The organism is Microbacterium sp. W1-4-2 (assembly GCF_058349885.2).
The window spans coordinates 272,321-288,803 of the sequence record NZ_JBYRJC020000003.1; the positions used below are offsets into that span (position 1 = coordinate 272,321).

At 70.4% G+C, this 16,483-nt stretch carries 16 protein-coding genes and 1 tRNA gene; 1 reads left to right on the plus strand and 16 read right to left on the minus strand.

Going from position 1 to position 16,483, the window contains the following annotated elements; genetic code table 11:
* Nucleotides 1-17: 17 nt before the first annotated feature.
* The 14 genes from AC3RX0_RS13920 to gabT form a co-directional block, all read right to left on the minus strand.
* Nucleotides 18-1,208, minus strand: coding sequence for an XdhC family protein (locus AC3RX0_RS13920; protein WP_491506591.1), 1,191 nt, complete (start codon nucleotides 1,206-1,208; stop codon nucleotides 18-20).
* The gene (locus AC3RX0_RS13925; protein ID WP_491506592.1) at nucleotides 1,201-2,334 is read right to left on the minus strand and encodes a vWA domain-containing protein; all 1,134 of its coding nucleotides are present in this window, start codon (nucleotides 2,332-2,334) and stop codon (nucleotides 1,201-1,203) included. The genes AC3RX0_RS13920 and AC3RX0_RS13925 overlap by 8 nt, the downstream gene beginning before the upstream one ends.
* Before the next feature lie 9 nt (nucleotides 2,335-2,343).
* A complete protein-coding gene (locus tag AC3RX0_RS13930) occupies nucleotides 2,344-3,261 on the minus strand; it encodes an AAA family ATPase (protein WP_491506593.1) in 918 nt (305 codons plus the stop codon).
* Nucleotides 3,258-3,860, minus strand: a complete 603-nt coding sequence (locus tag AC3RX0_RS13935) for a nucleotidyltransferase family protein (protein ID WP_491506594.1) — start codon at nucleotides 3,858-3,860, stop codon at nucleotides 3,258-3,260. The genes AC3RX0_RS13930 and AC3RX0_RS13935 overlap by 4 nt, the downstream gene beginning before the upstream one ends.
* A gap of 89 nt (nucleotides 3,861-3,949) precedes the next feature.
* Nucleotides 3,950-4,639: a 50S ribosomal protein L1 gene (rplA, locus tag AC3RX0_RS13940; protein WP_491506595.1), complete on the minus strand. Its 690-nt coding sequence runs from the start codon at nucleotides 4,637-4,639 to the stop codon at nucleotides 3,950-3,952.
* Between the two features lie 14 nt (nucleotides 4,640-4,653).
* Nucleotides 4,654-5,085: a 50S ribosomal protein L11 gene (rplK, locus tag AC3RX0_RS13945; RefSeq protein ID WP_491506596.1), complete on the minus strand. Its 432-nt coding sequence runs from the start codon at nucleotides 5,083-5,085 to the stop codon at nucleotides 4,654-4,656.
* Nucleotides 5,086-5,182: 97 nt separating this feature from the next.
* Nucleotides 5,183-6,274 (minus strand): transcription termination/antitermination protein NusG, encoded by a 1,092-nt coding sequence (gene nusG, locus AC3RX0_RS13950; protein ID WP_491506597.1) that lies wholly within the window; start codon nucleotides 6,272-6,274, stop codon nucleotides 5,183-5,185.
* A 48-nt stretch (nucleotides 6,275-6,322) separates the two neighbouring features.
* A complete protein-coding gene (secE, locus tag AC3RX0_RS13955) occupies nucleotides 6,323-6,589 on the minus strand; it encodes a preprotein translocase subunit SecE (protein ID WP_491506867.1) in 267 nt (88 codons plus the stop codon).
* Nucleotides 6,590-6,636: 47 nt separating this feature from the next.
* Nucleotides 6,637-6,709: transfer RNA gene (locus AC3RX0_RS13960), tRNA-Trp, on the minus strand.
* Nucleotides 6,710-6,859: 150 nt separating this feature from the next.
* Nucleotides 6,860-7,294 (minus strand): pyridoxamine 5'-phosphate oxidase family protein, encoded by a 435-nt coding sequence (locus AC3RX0_RS13965; RefSeq protein ID WP_491506598.1) that lies wholly within the window; start codon nucleotides 7,292-7,294, stop codon nucleotides 6,860-6,862.
* Nucleotides 7,295-7,377: 83 nt separating this feature from the next.
* Nucleotides 7,378-8,742: an NAD-dependent succinate-semialdehyde dehydrogenase gene (locus AC3RX0_RS13970; protein ID WP_491506599.1), complete on the minus strand. Its 1,365-nt coding sequence runs from the start codon at nucleotides 8,740-8,742 to the stop codon at nucleotides 7,378-7,380.
* Between the two features lie 31 nt (nucleotides 8,743-8,773).
* The gene (locus tag AC3RX0_RS13975; RefSeq protein WP_491506600.1) at nucleotides 8,774-10,240 is read right to left on the minus strand and encodes an NAD-dependent succinate-semialdehyde dehydrogenase; all 1,467 of its coding nucleotides are present in this window, start codon (nucleotides 10,238-10,240) and stop codon (nucleotides 8,774-8,776) included.
* A 63-nt stretch (nucleotides 10,241-10,303) separates the two neighbouring features.
* Entirely contained in the window at nucleotides 10,304-11,662 is a 1,359-nt protein-coding gene (locus tag AC3RX0_RS13980) for a flavin monoamine oxidase family protein (protein ID WP_491506601.1), read from the minus strand.
* A 37-nt stretch (nucleotides 11,663-11,699) separates the two neighbouring features.
* Nucleotides 11,700-13,052 (minus strand): 4-aminobutyrate--2-oxoglutarate transaminase, encoded by a 1,353-nt coding sequence (gene gabT / locus AC3RX0_RS13985; protein WP_491506602.1) that lies wholly within the window; start codon nucleotides 13,050-13,052, stop codon nucleotides 11,700-11,702.
* Between the two features lie 94 nt (nucleotides 13,053-13,146).
* On the opposite strand from gabT, the gene AC3RX0_RS13990 reads away from it, so the two are divergent.
* Complete coding sequence (locus AC3RX0_RS13990) at nucleotides 13,147-14,667, plus strand: PucR family transcriptional regulator (protein ID WP_491506603.1); 1,521 nt, start codon at nucleotides 13,147-13,149, stop codon at nucleotides 14,665-14,667.
* Nucleotides 14,668-14,673: 6 nt separating this feature from the next.
* Here the strand turns inward: AC3RX0_RS13990 and AC3RX0_RS13995 are convergent, their stop codons facing one another.
* Nucleotides 14,674-15,195: a LeuD/DmdB family oxidoreductase small subunit gene (locus AC3RX0_RS13995; RefSeq protein WP_491506604.1), complete on the minus strand. Its 522-nt coding sequence runs from the start codon at nucleotides 15,193-15,195 to the stop codon at nucleotides 14,674-14,676.
* Nucleotides 15,192-16,457: an aconitase family protein gene (locus AC3RX0_RS14000; protein ID WP_491506605.1), complete on the minus strand. Its 1,266-nt coding sequence runs from the start codon at nucleotides 16,455-16,457 to the stop codon at nucleotides 15,192-15,194. Before AC3RX0_RS14000 ends, AC3RX0_RS13995 begins: the two co-directional genes overlap by 4 nt.
* Nucleotides 16,458-16,483: the final 26 nt, after the last annotated feature.

Consider the following 16,483-nt stretch of genomic DNA (forward strand, 5'->3'; position numbering starts at 1 on the left):
GGCATCTCTCCGTCCGCTCACACGTCGTCGTGTTCTCTCTGTATAGCAGTGCCCACAGGCACTGACAACGGCCCCGCATCAGTCCCCTGGTGCATGCGCCGGTCGGTCTCGTTCAGCGGGACGTTGGTGCCGCCCCAGCGCCGGCCGACGATCTGCGCGGCGATCGAGACCGCCGTCTCTTCGGGAGTGCGCCCGCCCAGGTCCAGCCCGATCGGGCTGACCAGCCGGGCCAGGTCGTCGGGTCCGAGGCCTGCCTCGACCAATCTCTCCAGGCGATCGGCGTGCGTCCGGCGTGACCCCATGGCGCCGATGTAGGCCGGCGCCTGCGCGCCGCGCAGTCGCAGCGCCACCTCCAGCACGGGCACATCGAACTTGGGATCGTGGGTGAGCACGCAGATGACGGTGCGCGCATCGATCCTGCCCGCGTCGACCTCGGCCTGCAGATACGTGTGCGGCCACGACACGACCACCTCGTCGGCGGCTGGGAACCGTGCCCGGGTCGCGAACACGCTTCGCGCATCGCAGACCGTGACGTGGAAGCCGAGGAACGCCCCCTGGCGCGCGACGGCGGCGGCGAAGTCGATGGCGCCGAAGACGATCATCCGCGGTTTGGGTTGGAAGGATGCCGTGAACACGCGCATCCCGGTCTCCATCCGCTCGCCCTGCAGACCGTAGGTGAGCACACTCGTCGAGCCGGAGGCCAGCAGACCGCGCACGTCGTCGGCGACGGCTTCGTCGATGCGGGCAGCCCCCAGGGTGCCCTCGACCGCGTCGGGGCGGACGACCAGACGACGGCCGACCATGGCCGGGTCGGCGTGCTCGATGACGGTGGCCACGGCCACCGGACGCCCCGCGGCGATGTCGTCGGCGACGGCGCCGAAATCGGGGAACGTCTCGCGCGAGATCGGCTCGACGAACACGTCGATGATGCCGCCGCAGGTGAGCCCGACCGCGAACGCGTCGTCGTCGCTGAAACCGTAGCGCTGCAGCACCGGCGTGCCGGAGTCGACGACCTCCTGGCACAGTTCGTACAGCGCGCCCTCGACGCAGCCGCCCGAGACCGAGCCCGACACGGTGCCGTCTTCGGTGACCATCATCGACGCGCCGGCCGGCCGTGGTGCGGAGCGGATCGTCTGCACGACCGTGCCGATGCCGATGGTCTGGCCGGTCTGCCAGCTCGCCCGCAGCTCCGCCAGGATCTCACGCACGGCCGATCACCTCCAACAGCTCGCCGAACGCCGCCAGCGAGTGCCCGGCGACGAGACCGTCGAGCCACGGGAGCGACGCCGCCATCCCCGCCTGCACCGGAGCATACCCCGGCTTGCCGCGGTGCGGGTTCGCCCACAGCACCCGATGTGCCAGCCGGTGCAGCCGCTCCATCTGCGCGCCGAGCAGGGCAGCGTCGCCGACCTCCCACCCGTCGCTGGCCACGACGACCACCGCCGAGCGCGCTGTGCCACGCTGCCCCCACCGGTCGATGAACGCTCGGATCTGCTCGCCGAGCCGGGTGCCGCCCGACCAGTCCGGCACGGTCGCGCCCACCAGTCGCAGCGCTGCGTCGGGGTCGCGGGTGCGCAGCGCCGCGGTGACCCGGGTCAGTCGGGTGCCCATCGTGAACACCTCGGTCGTCCGTGGGGCGGCGGCCACGATCCGGTGGGCGAGCCGCAGCAGGCTGTCGGCGTACGGCGTCATCGACCCCGAGACGTCCACGAGCAGCACGATGCGCCGGGGCCGCGGCGCACGCCGCCGGTGGCGCGGCCGCACGGGCTCGCCGGCATGACGCAGCAGCTCCCGTACGGTGGCGGCAGGGTCGACGTCGCCGGTGCGCGCCGGGCGTCGGCGCATGCCGCGGCGCTGGGGCGGACGGACGGTCAGGTCCGCGAACAGCCCTGCCAATCGGCGACGCTCGTCGTCGGACAGGCTCGCGATGTCGCGGCGACCGAGCGCCTCCTGCGCGCTGGCCAGGACCGGCACGAACCGCCCGTCGCCCGGTTCACCGTCGGCGGAGGCGACGTCGAGGCCGGCCTGCACGATCGTCTTGGCCGCGCGACGCGCACCGCCGGTGCGCACCGGCAGCGCGCCGAACCAGTGCGCGAACGCCTTGTCGTACGGGGCGACGTCGTCCGGCCCCGCGCACAGGGTCGCCCGCCCCGCCCAGTACACATGGGTGCGATCGCCGGCCCCGAGTCGCGCGGTCGCGGCGGCGAACAGCTGCGCGCGGTCCGGACTCGAGACCAGACCCGCCGCCCGCAGCGCGTGGGTGAATCCGATCAGCGCCACGGCCGGGGTGGTCGGCGCCGAACCGTCGCCATCCGCCCGGGCACCGGCATCCATCGCTCTTCCTCAGGTCGTGAGCAGGACGTCGAGGGTCGCCCGCACCCGCTCGATGTCTTCACGGTACTTGCAGATCGCACCGATCGTGGCGGCGGCCGATTCCACGTCGAGCGTGCGTGCGCCGAGCTGGTGCAGGGCGCGCGCCCAGTCCAGCGTCTCGGCCACCCCGGGCGGCTTCTGCATGTCGGCGGCGCCGCGCAGCTCGGCGATCGCGCCGGCGACCTGCCGGGCCAGCGCCTCGTCGACCTCGGGCAGGCGTGCGCGCAGGATCTGCACTTCGCGGGCCAGGCCCGGGTGCTCGATCCAGTGGTACAGGCAGCGACGCTTCAGCGCGTCGTGCAGTTCGCGCGTGCGGTTGGAGGTGAGCACGACGATCGGCGGCACGGTCGCCGTGATCGTGCCGAGCTCGGGGATCGTCACCTGATTGGTGGAGAGCACTTCGAGCAGGAACGCCTCGAACTCGTCGTCGGCGCGGTCGATCTCGTCCACCAGCAGCACGGCCGGGCTCTGCTGCAGCACCCGCAGGATGGGCCGGGCCAGCAGGAACCGCTCGTCGAACAGCGACCGCTCCAGCTCGTCGGTCGTGCCGCCGCCGCCCGCGGCCTCGACAGCCCGCAGGTGCAGGATCTGCCGGGTGAAGTCCCAGTCGTACAGCGCCTGGGTCGCATCGATCCCCTCGTAGCATTGCAGGCGGATCAGCGGCAGGTCGAGCGCCTGCGCGAGCGCCTCGGCCAGCGCCGTCTTGCCGGTGCCCGGCTCGCCTTCGAGCAGCAGCGGGCGCTGCAGCGCCAGGGCGAGGTAGGCGACCGTGGACAATCCCGCATCGGGCAGATATCCCGTCGCGCGCAGCTGCTCGGCCACGGCCTCGGGCGACGCGGGCATCCCCGCAGACGGCACCGGAGCCGGCATCGCTGCGGGCGTGCTCATGCGCCCAGCTTAGGGATCACCGCGCCGGCCGGCAGATCCTCCGGGCGATCGACGTCGACGCCGGTGCCCAGATCGCCGCACTCGACGACGGTCACGGCGTGGTCGGCGAAGTAGGCGCGCGCACCCGAGTCGCCGATGGCGCTCGCTGCGATCCCGGCCCAGTGGTCGCGGCCGACGAGCACGGGATGGCCGTGCCGCCGTGCGCCGTACGCCGCGCGGGCGAGCACGTCGGGAGCGGCGACCTCGCGCAGCCGGCGCACGACGGCGGCACCGGCATCGGGCACGTCGACGAGGTGGATCATCGCCGCGACGGCGTGGGTGCGCTCGGCCGCGACCAGGCCCGCCCGCAGTGAGGCGCCCATGCCCTCGGCCCAATCCTCGGCGACGATCACCTCGACGTCCTCGTCCGCCAGCACCGCGCGCACCGCCTCGGCCTGCGCGCCGGCGACGACCACCACCGGGGCGCAGCCGGCATCCGCGAGCGCACGGGCGGCGTTCAGAGCCCACGGCCGGGCCGCGGCATCCGTCACCAGCGCTTTCGGCGCTCCCATCCGGCGTCCTGCGCCGGCGGCCAGCAGGATGCCCGCGACGCCCGTCATGCCGTCAGCCTACGCCGGAAGCTCGCGAGACCTCCCGGGACGCACAAGAGGCCCCACCCGGAGGAGGGGCCTCTTCGTGAGCGTCAGACTCAGATGGCGTTGACGTCCAGCGGGATGCCCGGGCCGAACGTGGTCGACACGGCGCCCTTCTGGATGTAGCGGCCCTTCGAGCTGGACGGCTTCAGGCGCACGATCTCTTCGAGCGCGGCCTTCAGATTCTCGTCCAGCTGCTCGGCCGTGAACGAGGCCTTGCCGACGACGAAGTGCACGTTGGCGTGCTTGTCGACGCGGAACTCGATCTTGCCGCCCTTGATCTCCTCGACGGCCTTGGCCGGGTTGGGGGTCACGGTGCCGGTCTTCGGGTTCGGCATGAGGCCTCGGGGACCGAGGACCTTGCCGAGACGCCCGACCTGGCCCATCAGCTCGGGGGTGGCCACGGCCGCGTCGAACGCGGTGTAGCCGCCGGCGACCTTCTCGATGAGCTCGGCGCCGCCGACCTCATCGGCACCCGCGGCGATCGCGGCCTCGGCAGCCGGACCCGTCGCGAACACGATGACGCGCGCGGTCTTGCCCGTGCCGTGCGGGAGGATGACGGTGCCGCGCACCATCTGGTCCGCCTTGCGCGGGTCGACCGAGAGCTTGAGGGCGACCTCGACGGTCGAGTCGAACTTCTTCGACCCGGTGTCCTTCGCGAGCGCGACGGCCTCGGTCGGGGTGTAGTACTTGTCCGCCTCGATCTTCTCGGCGGCAGCCTTGTAGGCCTTGGACTTGGTAGCCATTGTCGTTACTCCCCTCAGTCCTCGACCGTGATGCCCATGGAACGGGCGGTGCCGGCGATGATCTTGGACGCGGCCTCGATGTCGTTCGCGTTCAGGTCGGGCTGCTTGGTCTCGGCGATCTGGCGCACCTGATCCTTGGTGAGCTTGCCCACCTTGTCGGTGTGCGGCGTCTTGGAGCCCTTCGCAACGCCGGCTGCCTTCTTGATCAGCTCGGCGGCCGGCGGGGTCTTCAGGATGAAGGTGAAGCTGCGGTCCTCGTACACGGTGATCTCGACGGGGATGACGTTGCCGCGCTGCGACTCGGTCGCCGCGTTGTACGCCTTGCAGAACTCCATGATGTTGACGCCGTGCTGACCGAGCGCAGGCCCGATCGGCGGCGCCGGGTTGGCGGCGCCGGCGTTGATCTGAAGCTTGATCAGGCCGGTCACCTTCTTCTTCGGTGCCATGTGTTCTTCCTTTCAACGAATCGGATGCAGTCCGCATCCGTTCTCCCGCGGATCCGGCATCTCCGGAGCGCGGTGTCTGTGGGACGCGCTGTGCGCGTCAGATCATCTTGGTGACCTGGTCGAAGCTCAGCTCGACCGGGGTCTCGCGCTCGAACAGCGAGACGAGCACGGTGAGCTTGCCGCTGGCCGGCTGGATCTCGCTGATCGTGCCGGGCAGGCCCGCGAACGAGCCCTCCTTGATCGTGATGGTCTCGCCGATCTCGAAATCGACCTCGGCGGGGATGACGCGCGCGGTGGCCTGGCCGGCCTTCGCGCCGCCGCCCTTGGGCGTCGCGACCTCGCGGATCTCGACCAGCGACTTCAGCATGTTGAACGCCTCTTCGAAGCGCAGCGGCGTCGGGTTGTGCGCGTTGCCCACGAACCCGGTGACGCCCGGCGTGTGGCGCACGACCGACCAGGTGTCTTCGTTGAGCTCCATGCGCACGAGCACGTAGCCGGGGATCCGGACGCGCGTGACCATCTTGCGCTGCCCGTTCTTGATCTCGACGACGTCCTCCATCGGGACCTCGATCTGGTAGATGTCGTCCTCGACCTCGAGCGTCGACTTGCGCTGCTCGATGTTGGCCTTGACTTTGCGCTCGAAGCCCGCGTACGAGTGGATGACGTACCACTTGCCCGGCTGCGAGCGCAGCTCGGCGCGGAACGCCTCGTACGGATCCTCGTCCTCTGCCGCGGCCTCTTCAGCGTCGTCGACGACGGCGGACGCGGCATCCACCTCGGCGACGAAGTCCTCGTCGAGCACGGGGCGATCCTCGTCGCCGTTGATGTCGGGGCCGTCGTAGGGCGAGACCTCGTCGGCCGCCGCAGCAGCGCGCTCGGCGGCGTCCTCGGCCGCTCCGTCGTTCAGGACCTCGGCCGCAGCCTCAGCCTCGGCCGTCTGGTCGATGTGCAGTGCGTCGTTCACGATCGCGTCCGCCTCCGGGTCGTCGATGTCATAAGCGTCGTCGTCGCTGTTCGAGTCGTCCTCATCTTCGGACTCCTCGCCCTCGACGTGCAGGGCACGGTGCTCCGCGGCCTCGACCGCGTACTCCTCGGCTTCGAGGACGTTGCCCTCCTGAGCCTCGTCGTCCTCGCTGGACTGCTCGGCTGCCGTCGCCCAGTCGACGTCGTCGGCATATCTCTCAGACACTTGTGTTCTCTTCCGTTCGTATGAGCCGGGGTGTGCGCGCGAAGGGCGTCACGAAGCCGGCGTGCCGAACACCCACGTCGTCAGCCAGACGAACAGAACGTCCAGCCCGTAGACGATGGCCATCATCACGATGACGAAGCCGAGCACCACGAGGGTGTATTTGAACAGCTCCTGCCGCGTCGGGGTGACGACCTTGCGCAGTTCGGCGAAGACCTGGCGGATGAAGATGGCGATGCGCTGGAAGATGTTGGGCTTCTTCTCGCTCGGCCGGTCGCTCGCGGCGACGATCTCGCCGTTCTGCTCGTCCTGAACCATCGACTCCACCTGAATCGTCTTCTGTGTGCCAGCAAGACGCTGACGCGCAGGGCGGACAGGAATCGAACCTGCAACCTGCGGTTTTGGAGACCGCTGCTCTGCCAATTGAGCTACCGCCCTAAAGGCCCGGGGGCCTCGGGGAAGTCGTCATTCTGCCACAGTGCTGGTTGGTGGGGACCGTGTCCGGACCGGCGGGCACAGCGAAAGAATGCAGACTTCAACTGCCCTTCAAGTGTACGGCATGCCCCGCTGGGTCGCGAACCGGGCGGGTCAGTACGGCTGGATGCCGTCGCGCTCCGGTTCGGGGTCGCGGCGGAACGCCCGGCCGCTCACGGAGTCGGGAACGACGCGCACGTAGTTGCGCTTGAGGGTCGGGATCCAGGGCCGCAGGCCGAGCGTGTCGGCGCGGTCCACATCGGATGCCGCATCCACCCGCTCGGCTCTCCCCCGGACTACGACGCTCCATGCGTCGGCGTCGGTGTGGTCGTCGACCTCGAACAGCACCCGGTCGTTCACGGTCAACTCGAACAGCTTGCTGCCCTCGGCGGTGCGGAACAGGATCGTGCCCTCGTCCACCACGAAATTGACCGGGAAGATGTCGATCTGGTCTCCGACGCGCGTCACGAGCCGCCCGACCTCCTGGCCGCCCAACCGCTCCCAGCACACGCCCTCCTCGAGGGCGACGACGGCGCTCACCTCGTCCATGGCCCCATCATCCCACTCGCGCGGGCGCCCCGGGCGGGCGTCGGTCACACGGTGCGCCGCCCGGGGCGAGATCGGGTGATCCGCTATGCGCCGATGCGGACGAGCTTCTTGTTGACGAACTCGTCGGCGGCCAGCAGCCCCAGCTCGCGCGAGGTGCCGCTGCGCTTGACGCCGCCGAACGGCAGCTCGGGACTGTCAGCCAGCACGAGGTTCACATAGACCATGCCGGCCTGGATGCCGTCGGCCACTCGCTCAGCCTGCGCCGCGTCGGTGGTGAACACGTACGAGCCGAGGCCGAAGGACGTGTCGTTGGCCAGGGCCACCGCCTCGTCCTCCCCCGCCACCCGGTACACGACCGCGGCGGGGCCGAACAGCTCTTCGCGGTACACGTCCATTTCTGGTGTGACGTCGGCCAGTACGGTGGGCGCGAAGAACGTGCCCTCGCGCGTGCCGCCGGTGAGCACCGTGGCGCCCTGGGCGACGGCGGTGTCGATCTGGGCCTGCAGCCGCTCGGCGGCGGCCTCCGACGACAGAGGTCCCAGGATCGTGTCCTCTGCGGTGGGGTCGGATGCCTTGACCGCCGCCATCGCCGACGTGAACCTGCCGACGAACTCGTCGTACAGGCCATCGGCGACGATGAAGCGCTTGGCGCCGTTGCAGGACTGGCCGTTGTTGTCCAGGCGCGCGTCGACGGCGGCCTGCACAGTGCCGTCCAGGTCGTCCGTGGACAGCAGGATGAACGGGTCCGAGCCGCCGAGCTCGAGCGCGACCTTCTTGAGGTTGCGGCCGGCGACCTCGGCGACGGCGGCGCCGGCACGCTCCGAGCCGGTCACCGACACGCCCTGCACGCGCGGGTCGGCGATGATCGCCGCTGCCTGCTCGTTGGACGCGTAGACGTTGACGTACGCACCGGCCGGGAGCCCTGCATCCTCGTAGATCCGCTCCAGCAGCGCCGCCGATTCGGGGCACTGCGGCGCGTGCTTGAGCAGGATCGTGTTGCCCAGCACCAGGTTGGGCGCGGCGAACCGTGCGACCTGGTAGGCGGGGAAGTTCCACGGCATGATGCCCAGCAGCACACCCAGCGGCGCGCGGCGGACGACCGCGGTGCCCTCGCCCAGGATGTCGATCGGACGGTCGGCGGTGATCTGCTCGGCGTTGTCGGCGTAGAACTCGATGATGTCGGCGGCGAAGTCGACCTCGCCGACCGCGGCCGCGATGGGCTTGCCCATCTCGCGCACGATGATCTCGGCGAACTCGTCACGGCGCTCGCGGTGCAGCTCGGCGATGCGGCGCACGACCGCGGCGCGCTCGGCGACGGGGGCCTGCGCCCAGGTCGCGAACGCGGTCGCGGCCGCGGCGATCGCGTCGTCGACCTGCGCGTCGGTGAACGTGTCGTACGTGGCCAGGGTCTGGCCGGTGGCGGGGTTGACGACGGCGTAGTCGGTCATCTCCGGTCCTCTCTGTCAGTGCGTGGGTCGGTCAGCCGACGGGGATCAGGGTGTACTTCGTGGACAGGTACTCGTGGATGCCCTCGGGTCCGCCCTCGCGGCCCATGCCGGACTGCTTGACGCCGCCGAAGGGAGCCGCCGCGTTCGAGACGACCCCGACGTTCAGGCCCATCATGCCCGACTCGAGACGGTCGATCATGCGGTGGCCGCGGGCGAGGTCCTGCGTGAACACGTACGACACCAAGCCGTACTCGGTGGCGTTGGCCAGGGCCACCGCCTCGTCCTCGTCGTGGAACGTCGCGATCGCCAGCACCGGCCCGAAGATCTCCTCGCGCAGGATGTCGCTGCCGGCCTGCACATCGCTGATCACGGTGGGCTCGAAGAACGTGCCCTCCGACTCGATGGCGCCACCGCCCGTGCGCACGGTCGCGCCGCGGGTCACGGCATCCTTCACCAGTTCGTCCGCCTTCGCGATCGCGTCGGCGTCGATCAGCGGACCGATCGTGACGCCCTCGTCGGTGCCGCGGCCGACCTTCATCTCCTTGACGCGGGCCGTGACCCGGTCGGCGAACTCGGCGGCGACCGCCTCGTGCACGATGAACCGGTTGGCGGCGGTGCACGCCTGGCCGATGTTGCGGAACTTCGCGATCATCGCCCCATCGACCGCCTTGTCGAGGTCGGCGTCCTCGAAGACGACGAACGGCGCGTTGCCGCCCAGCTCCATCGACACGCGCAGCACGTTCTGGGCAGCGTCCGCGATGAGCCGGCGACCGACCTCGGTCGACCCGGTGAACGACAGCTTGCGCAGACGCGGGTCGGCGATGATCGGCCCCGACACCTTGCCGCTGGTGGTCGTGGCCACGACGTTGACGACGCCGGCGGGCAAGCCCGCCTCTTCGAGCAGCTTCGCGAAGAAGATCGTGCTCAGCGGGGTCAGCTGCGCGGGCTTGACCACGACCGCGCAGCCGGCGGCGAGCGCCGGGGCGATCTTGCGGGTGGCCATCGCGAACGGGAAGTTCCACGGCGTGATGAAGAACGACGGGCCGACCGGCCGCTGCGAGACGACCATGCGGCCGGTGCCCTCGGGGTTCAGCCCGTACCGGCCGTTGATACGCACGGCCTCCTCGCTGAACCAGCGCAGGAACTCGCCGCCGTAGGTCACCTCGCCACGCGACTCGGCCAGGGGTTTGCCCATCTCGAGGGTCATCAGCAGTGCGAGGTCCTCCTTGTGCTCCTGCACGAGCTCCCACGCGCGGCGCAGGATGTCGCTGCGGGTGCGCGGCGGGGTGGCGGCCCAGGCCTCCTGCGCGGCCACTGCGGCATCCAGCGCGCGGATGCCGTCGGCGGGCGACGCGTCGGCGATGGTGCGGATGACCCGGTTCGTGCTGGGATCGTGCACTTCGAACGTCTTGCCGCCCTCGGCTTCGACCCATTCGCCGCCGATGAACAGTCCGGTGGGGACGCGGTCCATCAGTTCGGATTCCTGCTCGGCGCTCATATGTCCTCCTCGACTAGGGATGTCTTCTTCAATACTCGACGGATCGCGCTCGGCGTGCACGGATCATGGCCGTGCGCGGTCGACGATCGCCGCGGCGGCGGCCCGGCCCATGCGGATCGCTCCGTCCACGTGCTGGTAGCCGGCGCCGGCCATGTCGCTGCACGCGAAGTGGATCGGGCCGACCGCGGTGCGCAGATCAGCGCCGTAGCGCGCGAGCCCGCCCAGGTCGAAGCTCGCGGCATACGCGCCGCGGGTCCACTCCTCGGCGCCCCAGTCGCTCTCGTAGTAGACGACGGGGTTCTTCGCCTCGGGCCCGTAATAGTGCGACAGCGACTCGAGGATGCGCTCCTTGCGCTCGGCCGCGGGCAGCGCGAACACGTCGTCGGCGTGCTGGTCCGAGACGAACCCGACGAGCGTGCCGCGCTCGTCGTCGTGGTTGGAGTTGTCGTACGCCTCGTGCGCCAGCTCGTACGGGCTGAAAGCGGTGCCCGACAGGCCCTGCTCGCGCCAGAACGGACGGTCGTACACAGCGTGCACCTTGATCACGAACCCCATCGACAGGTGCTGGTGCAGCTGCTGCTGCCGGCGCGGGAGCGGCGGGGCGAACGAGATGCGCTCGTACAGCACCGGGGCGTGCGCGAGGATCGCGTAGCGGGCGCGGACGGTCATGCTGTCGGCGCGGACGACGACGCCATCGTCGTTCCACTCCACGAACCGGACCGGCTGCTGCAGGAACACGTCGTCGCCGAGGCGCTCGGCCAGCAGCTGCGGCACCTGCTGCAGGCCGCCCACGACGCGCTTGTCGAGGATGAAGTCCGCATCGACCAGGTGCGAGAAGCTGCCGGCGCTGGCGGCCATCAGCAGCGCCTGCAGCGTCGAGAACGCGTGCGGCGGCTTGGTGAGCATGGCGCCGGCGATGAACAGGGCGATGTTGTCGACCGCCTCCTGGTCATCGGTCTGCGCGCGCAGCCAGGCCTCGAACGAGATCCTGTCGAGCTCTTCGGCATCGGGCGATTCCCACGGGCGGTCGGGGTCGACCTGGGCGACCATCGCGTCGAGCTTCTCGATGAGCCCGATCATGACCTTCTCGGTGGCCGGCGGCACGGGGAAGATCTCGCCGGTGAACCGCGTCAGCTCCCCATCCGCGTCGACGTAGACCGAGTCGCCCTCGCGGTAGCGGCTGAAGGTCTCCAGGCCCAGCTCGTCGATGGTCTCGATCAGGGCGTCCTGGTCGGGCGAGACCCACTGCCCGCCGATCTCGAGCATCGCGCCCTCGATCGTGTCGGTCCACACGCGCCCGCCGACCCGGTCGCGGGCCTCGAGCACGACGACCGAGAGCCCCGCCTTCTTCAGCTCGTTGGCGGCGGTGGTGCCGGCGGCGCCGGCGCCGATGATCACGACATCCCGGGTGATCTCAGTCAATTGCGATTCCTCTTCGTTGGGGTCGGCGGTGTGCGCGTCAGTGGGCGGCGAGGGCGGATGCCACGACATCGAGCCCTTCGTTCAGCAGCTCGTCGTCGATCGACAGCGGCGGCAGGAACCGGATGACGTTGCCATACGTGCCGCACGTGAGCACGATCACGCCTTGCGCGATGCAGTCCTTGGCGACCGCGGCCGTCAGTGCTGCGTCGGGCTCGCCGGTGGCCGGGTCCACGAACTCGGCCGCGATCATGGCACCGGCGCCGCGGACGTCGCCGATGCGCGGGTCGTCGGACTGCAGCGCGCGCAGCCGCCGGAGCAGAATCTCGCCGATCTGCTGCGCCCGCTCGACCATGCCGTCGTTCTCGATGACGTCGAGGGCGGCCAGCGCCGCAGCGCACACGACGGGGTTACCGCCGTACGTGCCGCCGAGCCCGCCCGTGTGCGCGGCATCCATGATCTCGGCGCGGCCCGTCACGCCCGACAGCGGCATGCCGCCGGCGATGCCCTTGGCGGTGGTCACCATGTCGGGCACGATCCCGAACAGCTCGCTCGAGAACATCGCGCCGGCGCGGGCCAGGCCCGCCTGCACCTCGTCGGCGATGAACACGACGCCGTTCGCGCGGCACCAGTCCACGATCGCCGGCAGGAACCCGTCGGCGGGGACGATGAACCCGCCCTCGCCCTGGATGGGCTCGATGATGACGGCGGCGACGTTGTCGGCCCCGACCTGCTTCTCGATCATCGAGATCGCATGCTTCGCAGCCTCGGGCCCGGTCAGCTTGTCATGGAACGGATACGACATCGGAGCGCGATAGATGTCCGAGGCGAACGGTCCGAAGCCGCTCTTGTACGGCATCGCCTTGGCGGTGAGGGCCATCGTGAGGTTCGTGCGGCCATGGTATGCGTGGTCGAAGGCGACGACGGCGGGGCGACCGGTGTACTTGCGGGCGATCTTGACGGCGTTCTCGACGGCCTCGGCGCCCGAGTTGAACAGCGCCGTCTTCTTCGGGAAGTCGCCGGGCGTGAGCCTGTTGAGCGTCTCGGCGACCGCGACGTACGACTCGTACGGCGAGACCATGAAGCACGTGTGCGTGAACTGCGCGACCTGCGCCTGCACCGCCTCGACGACCTTCGGGTGCGCGTTGCCCACCGTGGTCACGGCGATGCCGCTGCCCAGGTCGATCAGCGAGTTGCCGTCCGCGTCGACCACGACGCCGCCGCCGGCGGCGACAGCGGCGATCGGGGCGGTGTGCCCGACGCCGGCCGCGACGGCCGAGGACTTGCGGTCCAACAGCTCCTGCGAGCGGGGACCGGGGATGGCGGTGACCAGGCGACGCTCCTGCGCGAGGGTCGGTCCGCCGACGGGGGTGATGACAGCCGCATTGCTCATACCGGCGAGCGTAGGCGGCGGCCGGGAGGGCACGCACTCGCCGTGATGTAGATTCTGAATGGGAATCTGTACGTCACGTACAAAGGGTGGTGGAGTGGAGCAGACGGATGCCGCGACCGTGCGCACGCTGCTGGATCGCGCCGATCTGCACCTGCGACTGGCCCTCGACGAGAGCGAGCTCGAACCGGGGGCTTTGGACCGCCCGGTGCGCTGGGTGCACACCTCGGACCTCGTCGACCCGACGCCGTTCCTGTCCGACGGGCTCGCGCTGCTGACCACCGGCATCCAGTTCTCCGACGCGTCCACCGACTACGACGCCTACGTGGCCCGGCTGCAACGACGCGGCGTGCACGCGCTGGGCTTCGGCACCGAGGTCGCGCGCGAGGGCATTCCGCCGCAGCTGCTCGAGTCGTGCCGCACCCACCGGATGCCGCTGTTCGAGGTGCCCTACCGCACGCCGTTCATCGCGATCGCACGGGCCAACGCCGAGGCCATCGCCGCGCAGGCGTACGCGCGGCGCAGCTGGGCCCTCGCCGCGCAGCGCGCGATCGCCCTGGCCGCCCTGCGCCCCGACGGGCTGGCCGCGACGCTGGCCGAGCTGTCGCGTCAGCTGGACGCCTGGGTCGGCCTGTTCGACGCGGGCGGCGCGCTCTCGCGCGAGCACCCCGTCCGTGCGCTGGATCCGGATGCCGCGACCGCCGTGGGTGCCGAGGTCTCGGCGGTGCTCCGCCGCGGCGTGCGCGCCGGTTCGTCGCTGCACGTGGGCGAACGGCCCTTCACGCTGCAGACGCTCGGCCGCGGCGGACACCTGCGCGGCGTGATCGCGATCGCCGCCGGTTCACTCGATCAGGAGAGCCGCGATCTGGTCACCTCGGTCATCGCGATGGCCGGGCTCGCCCTCGAGCAGAACGAGGGCCTGGCCCGGGCGCGGGCACTGCTGCGCGCGGGCGTGGTGCAGTCGCTGCTGGCCGAGGACCCGACCTTGGCCCGCCGCGTCGCGCGCGATATGTGGGGCGGCCTGCCGGCCGCACCCGTGGTCGTCGCGATGGCCGATGCCACGGCCCGCCGAGACGCTGTGACCGAGTGGCTCGAGCTGCGCGCGCACGAGCGCGGCGGCGACCTCTTCTTCGGCCGGCACGACGAGGGCGTGATGCTGGTCGTGCCTGCGCGCGAGGACGGTGTGATCGGCGAGCTCGCCCGGCGTTTCGGTGTGCGGGTCGGAGCGTCGGACCCGGCGTCGTACGGCGACCTGGCGGGCGCGGCCGACGAGGCCGTGCTCGCCCTGCAGCGCGGCACTGCCGCCGTGTCGCGGTTCGCCGACATCGCCGCCGCAGGCGTGCTCACCGCGCTGGACACCGACGCCGGACGGGCTCTGGCGCATGCGGCGCTGGCACCCCTGGTCGCGCACGACGAGTCCGCCGGCACTGCCCTGGTCGCCTCGGTGCGAGCGTGGCTCGAGCATGACGCGCGCTTCGATGTCGCGGCCGACAGCCTCGGCATCCATCGCCACACGCTGCGCGCCCGTATCGCACAGGCGGAGCAGCTGCTCGGAGTCGACCTCGGCACGTTCGCCGCCCGCGCCGAGGTGTGGGCTGCGCTGCGCACACTGGGGTGAGCGCGGTCAACCGATCTTGGCCCATTCGGGGTCCGACTGTGTGAGCGCGATCAGGCCGCCGGCGGCGAGCATGCGCAGCAGGAAGGGCGACGCGGGCGGGACCCTGCGCTCGACTCCGGTGGTGTCGTTGCGGAAGAATCCATCGGCGATGTCGACGATGACGTGGTCGCCGTCCTCGACGATGTCGGTGGCGTCGGGGACCTCGAGGGACGGCAGGCCGATCTCGAACGCGTTTCGATAGAACGTGCGCGAGAAGGCGTCGGAGACCACGCAGCCGATGCCCGTCGCACGCAGCGCCTTGGTGGCGATCGCGCGACCGGAGGACTGGCCGAAGTGGAACCCCGCGACGACGATGTCGCCCGGCTGCACCTCGAGGGGGAATCGCGGGTTGTGGTCCTCCAGAACGTGCGTGACGATCTCGTCCATCGGTTCGAACACGTATTGCGACTTCACGAGCGCGTCGGTGGGGATGTTGGCCCCGAACTTCCAGCAGCGTCCTTCGTAGTGGGTCACGAACTGGTTCATCATGCCTCCTCACCGGCGTGGGTACGCGGGTCTGCGATGGCGCCCTCGAGCGCCGCAGCGGCGACGGTCTGCGCTGCCGCGAGATACATCGACGACTTCGTGCTGCCGTTGCGGCCCGGGAAGTTCCGGGCGTGCGTCGAGATCATGGCCTCGCCCGCAGACATGGCGCCCATGTTCACCATCTGGTTCGAGCCGGTGCTCGGCGGGAACCAGGTGCCGCCGGCCGCGTGCAGCTCGGCCACCAGGCCGAGTTCGAGCGCCTGCCGGAACACCTCACGACTTCCGGGGACGAGGTTCAGCCTCACGTCCGGATGGATGTGGCGCCCGCGCAGGATCTCGGCCGCGAGGATGAAGTCCTTGAGCCGCCCGCCGCTGTGCCCGCCGAGCTCTGCCCACTGGACGCGAGTGCCGATCAGCTCGTCGACGGGGTGCACGTTGCCGACGGTCGGCGGGGCGGCCACCTGGGGCGCCAGCGCGCTCACGTCGAAACGGCGCACGTCCTCGACGGAATCGCCGTCGCCGTTCACCAGCCCGTCGACGCTGCCGCCGGGGATCGTCTGCACGAACGCCCGGGTCACCTCGTCGGGCTCGATGTAGCCGCACTTCGCGCCCAGGTCAACACACAGCACCGGAAAGAGCCACCGGTCCCAGAAATCCAGACCCTCGATGAAGGGACCCGTGAACTGGAGGGCCTTGTAGATGACCGATCCCTCACCGAGCTCACCCACGAGCCACAACGCGACGTCACGCGGCGTGACTCCCGGCCGCAAGTGCCCGGACAGCTCGATCTGCACCAGCTCCGGCACGCGGAACCATGCCTTGCCGAACGGCATGACGGTGCCCGCATGCGAATCGTTGCCGAGGGCCACCGCCAATGCCCCGACTGTACCGTGCACGGGCGTGTGACTGTCCGAGCCGACGACGATCTGGCCGGGCAGCGCGAGACCGTTCTGCATGAGGACGTTGTGGATGTTGCCGCTGCCGCAGTCGAACAGCTGCGTGCCGCGGCGTCTGCTCCACTCGCGGTTGAGATTCAGCACGTCGGCCTGGTGCTCGGTCGGCGGGGAGAAATGGTGGTCGAACACGGTGACGACCCGATCTGGGTAGGGCAGATCGGCGCCGATCCGCTCGTCGTACACCTTGCTCGTCAGGTACGCGCTCAGGTCGTGCATCACGAGCCGGTCGACGTCGGCGACGACGACGTCGCCAGGGGCGACCGACTCCCGCCCGCTCGCCCGGGCGAGGATCTTCTCCACCATGTTCATCTGCGTACCCCTTCCTGCGGCCGCCC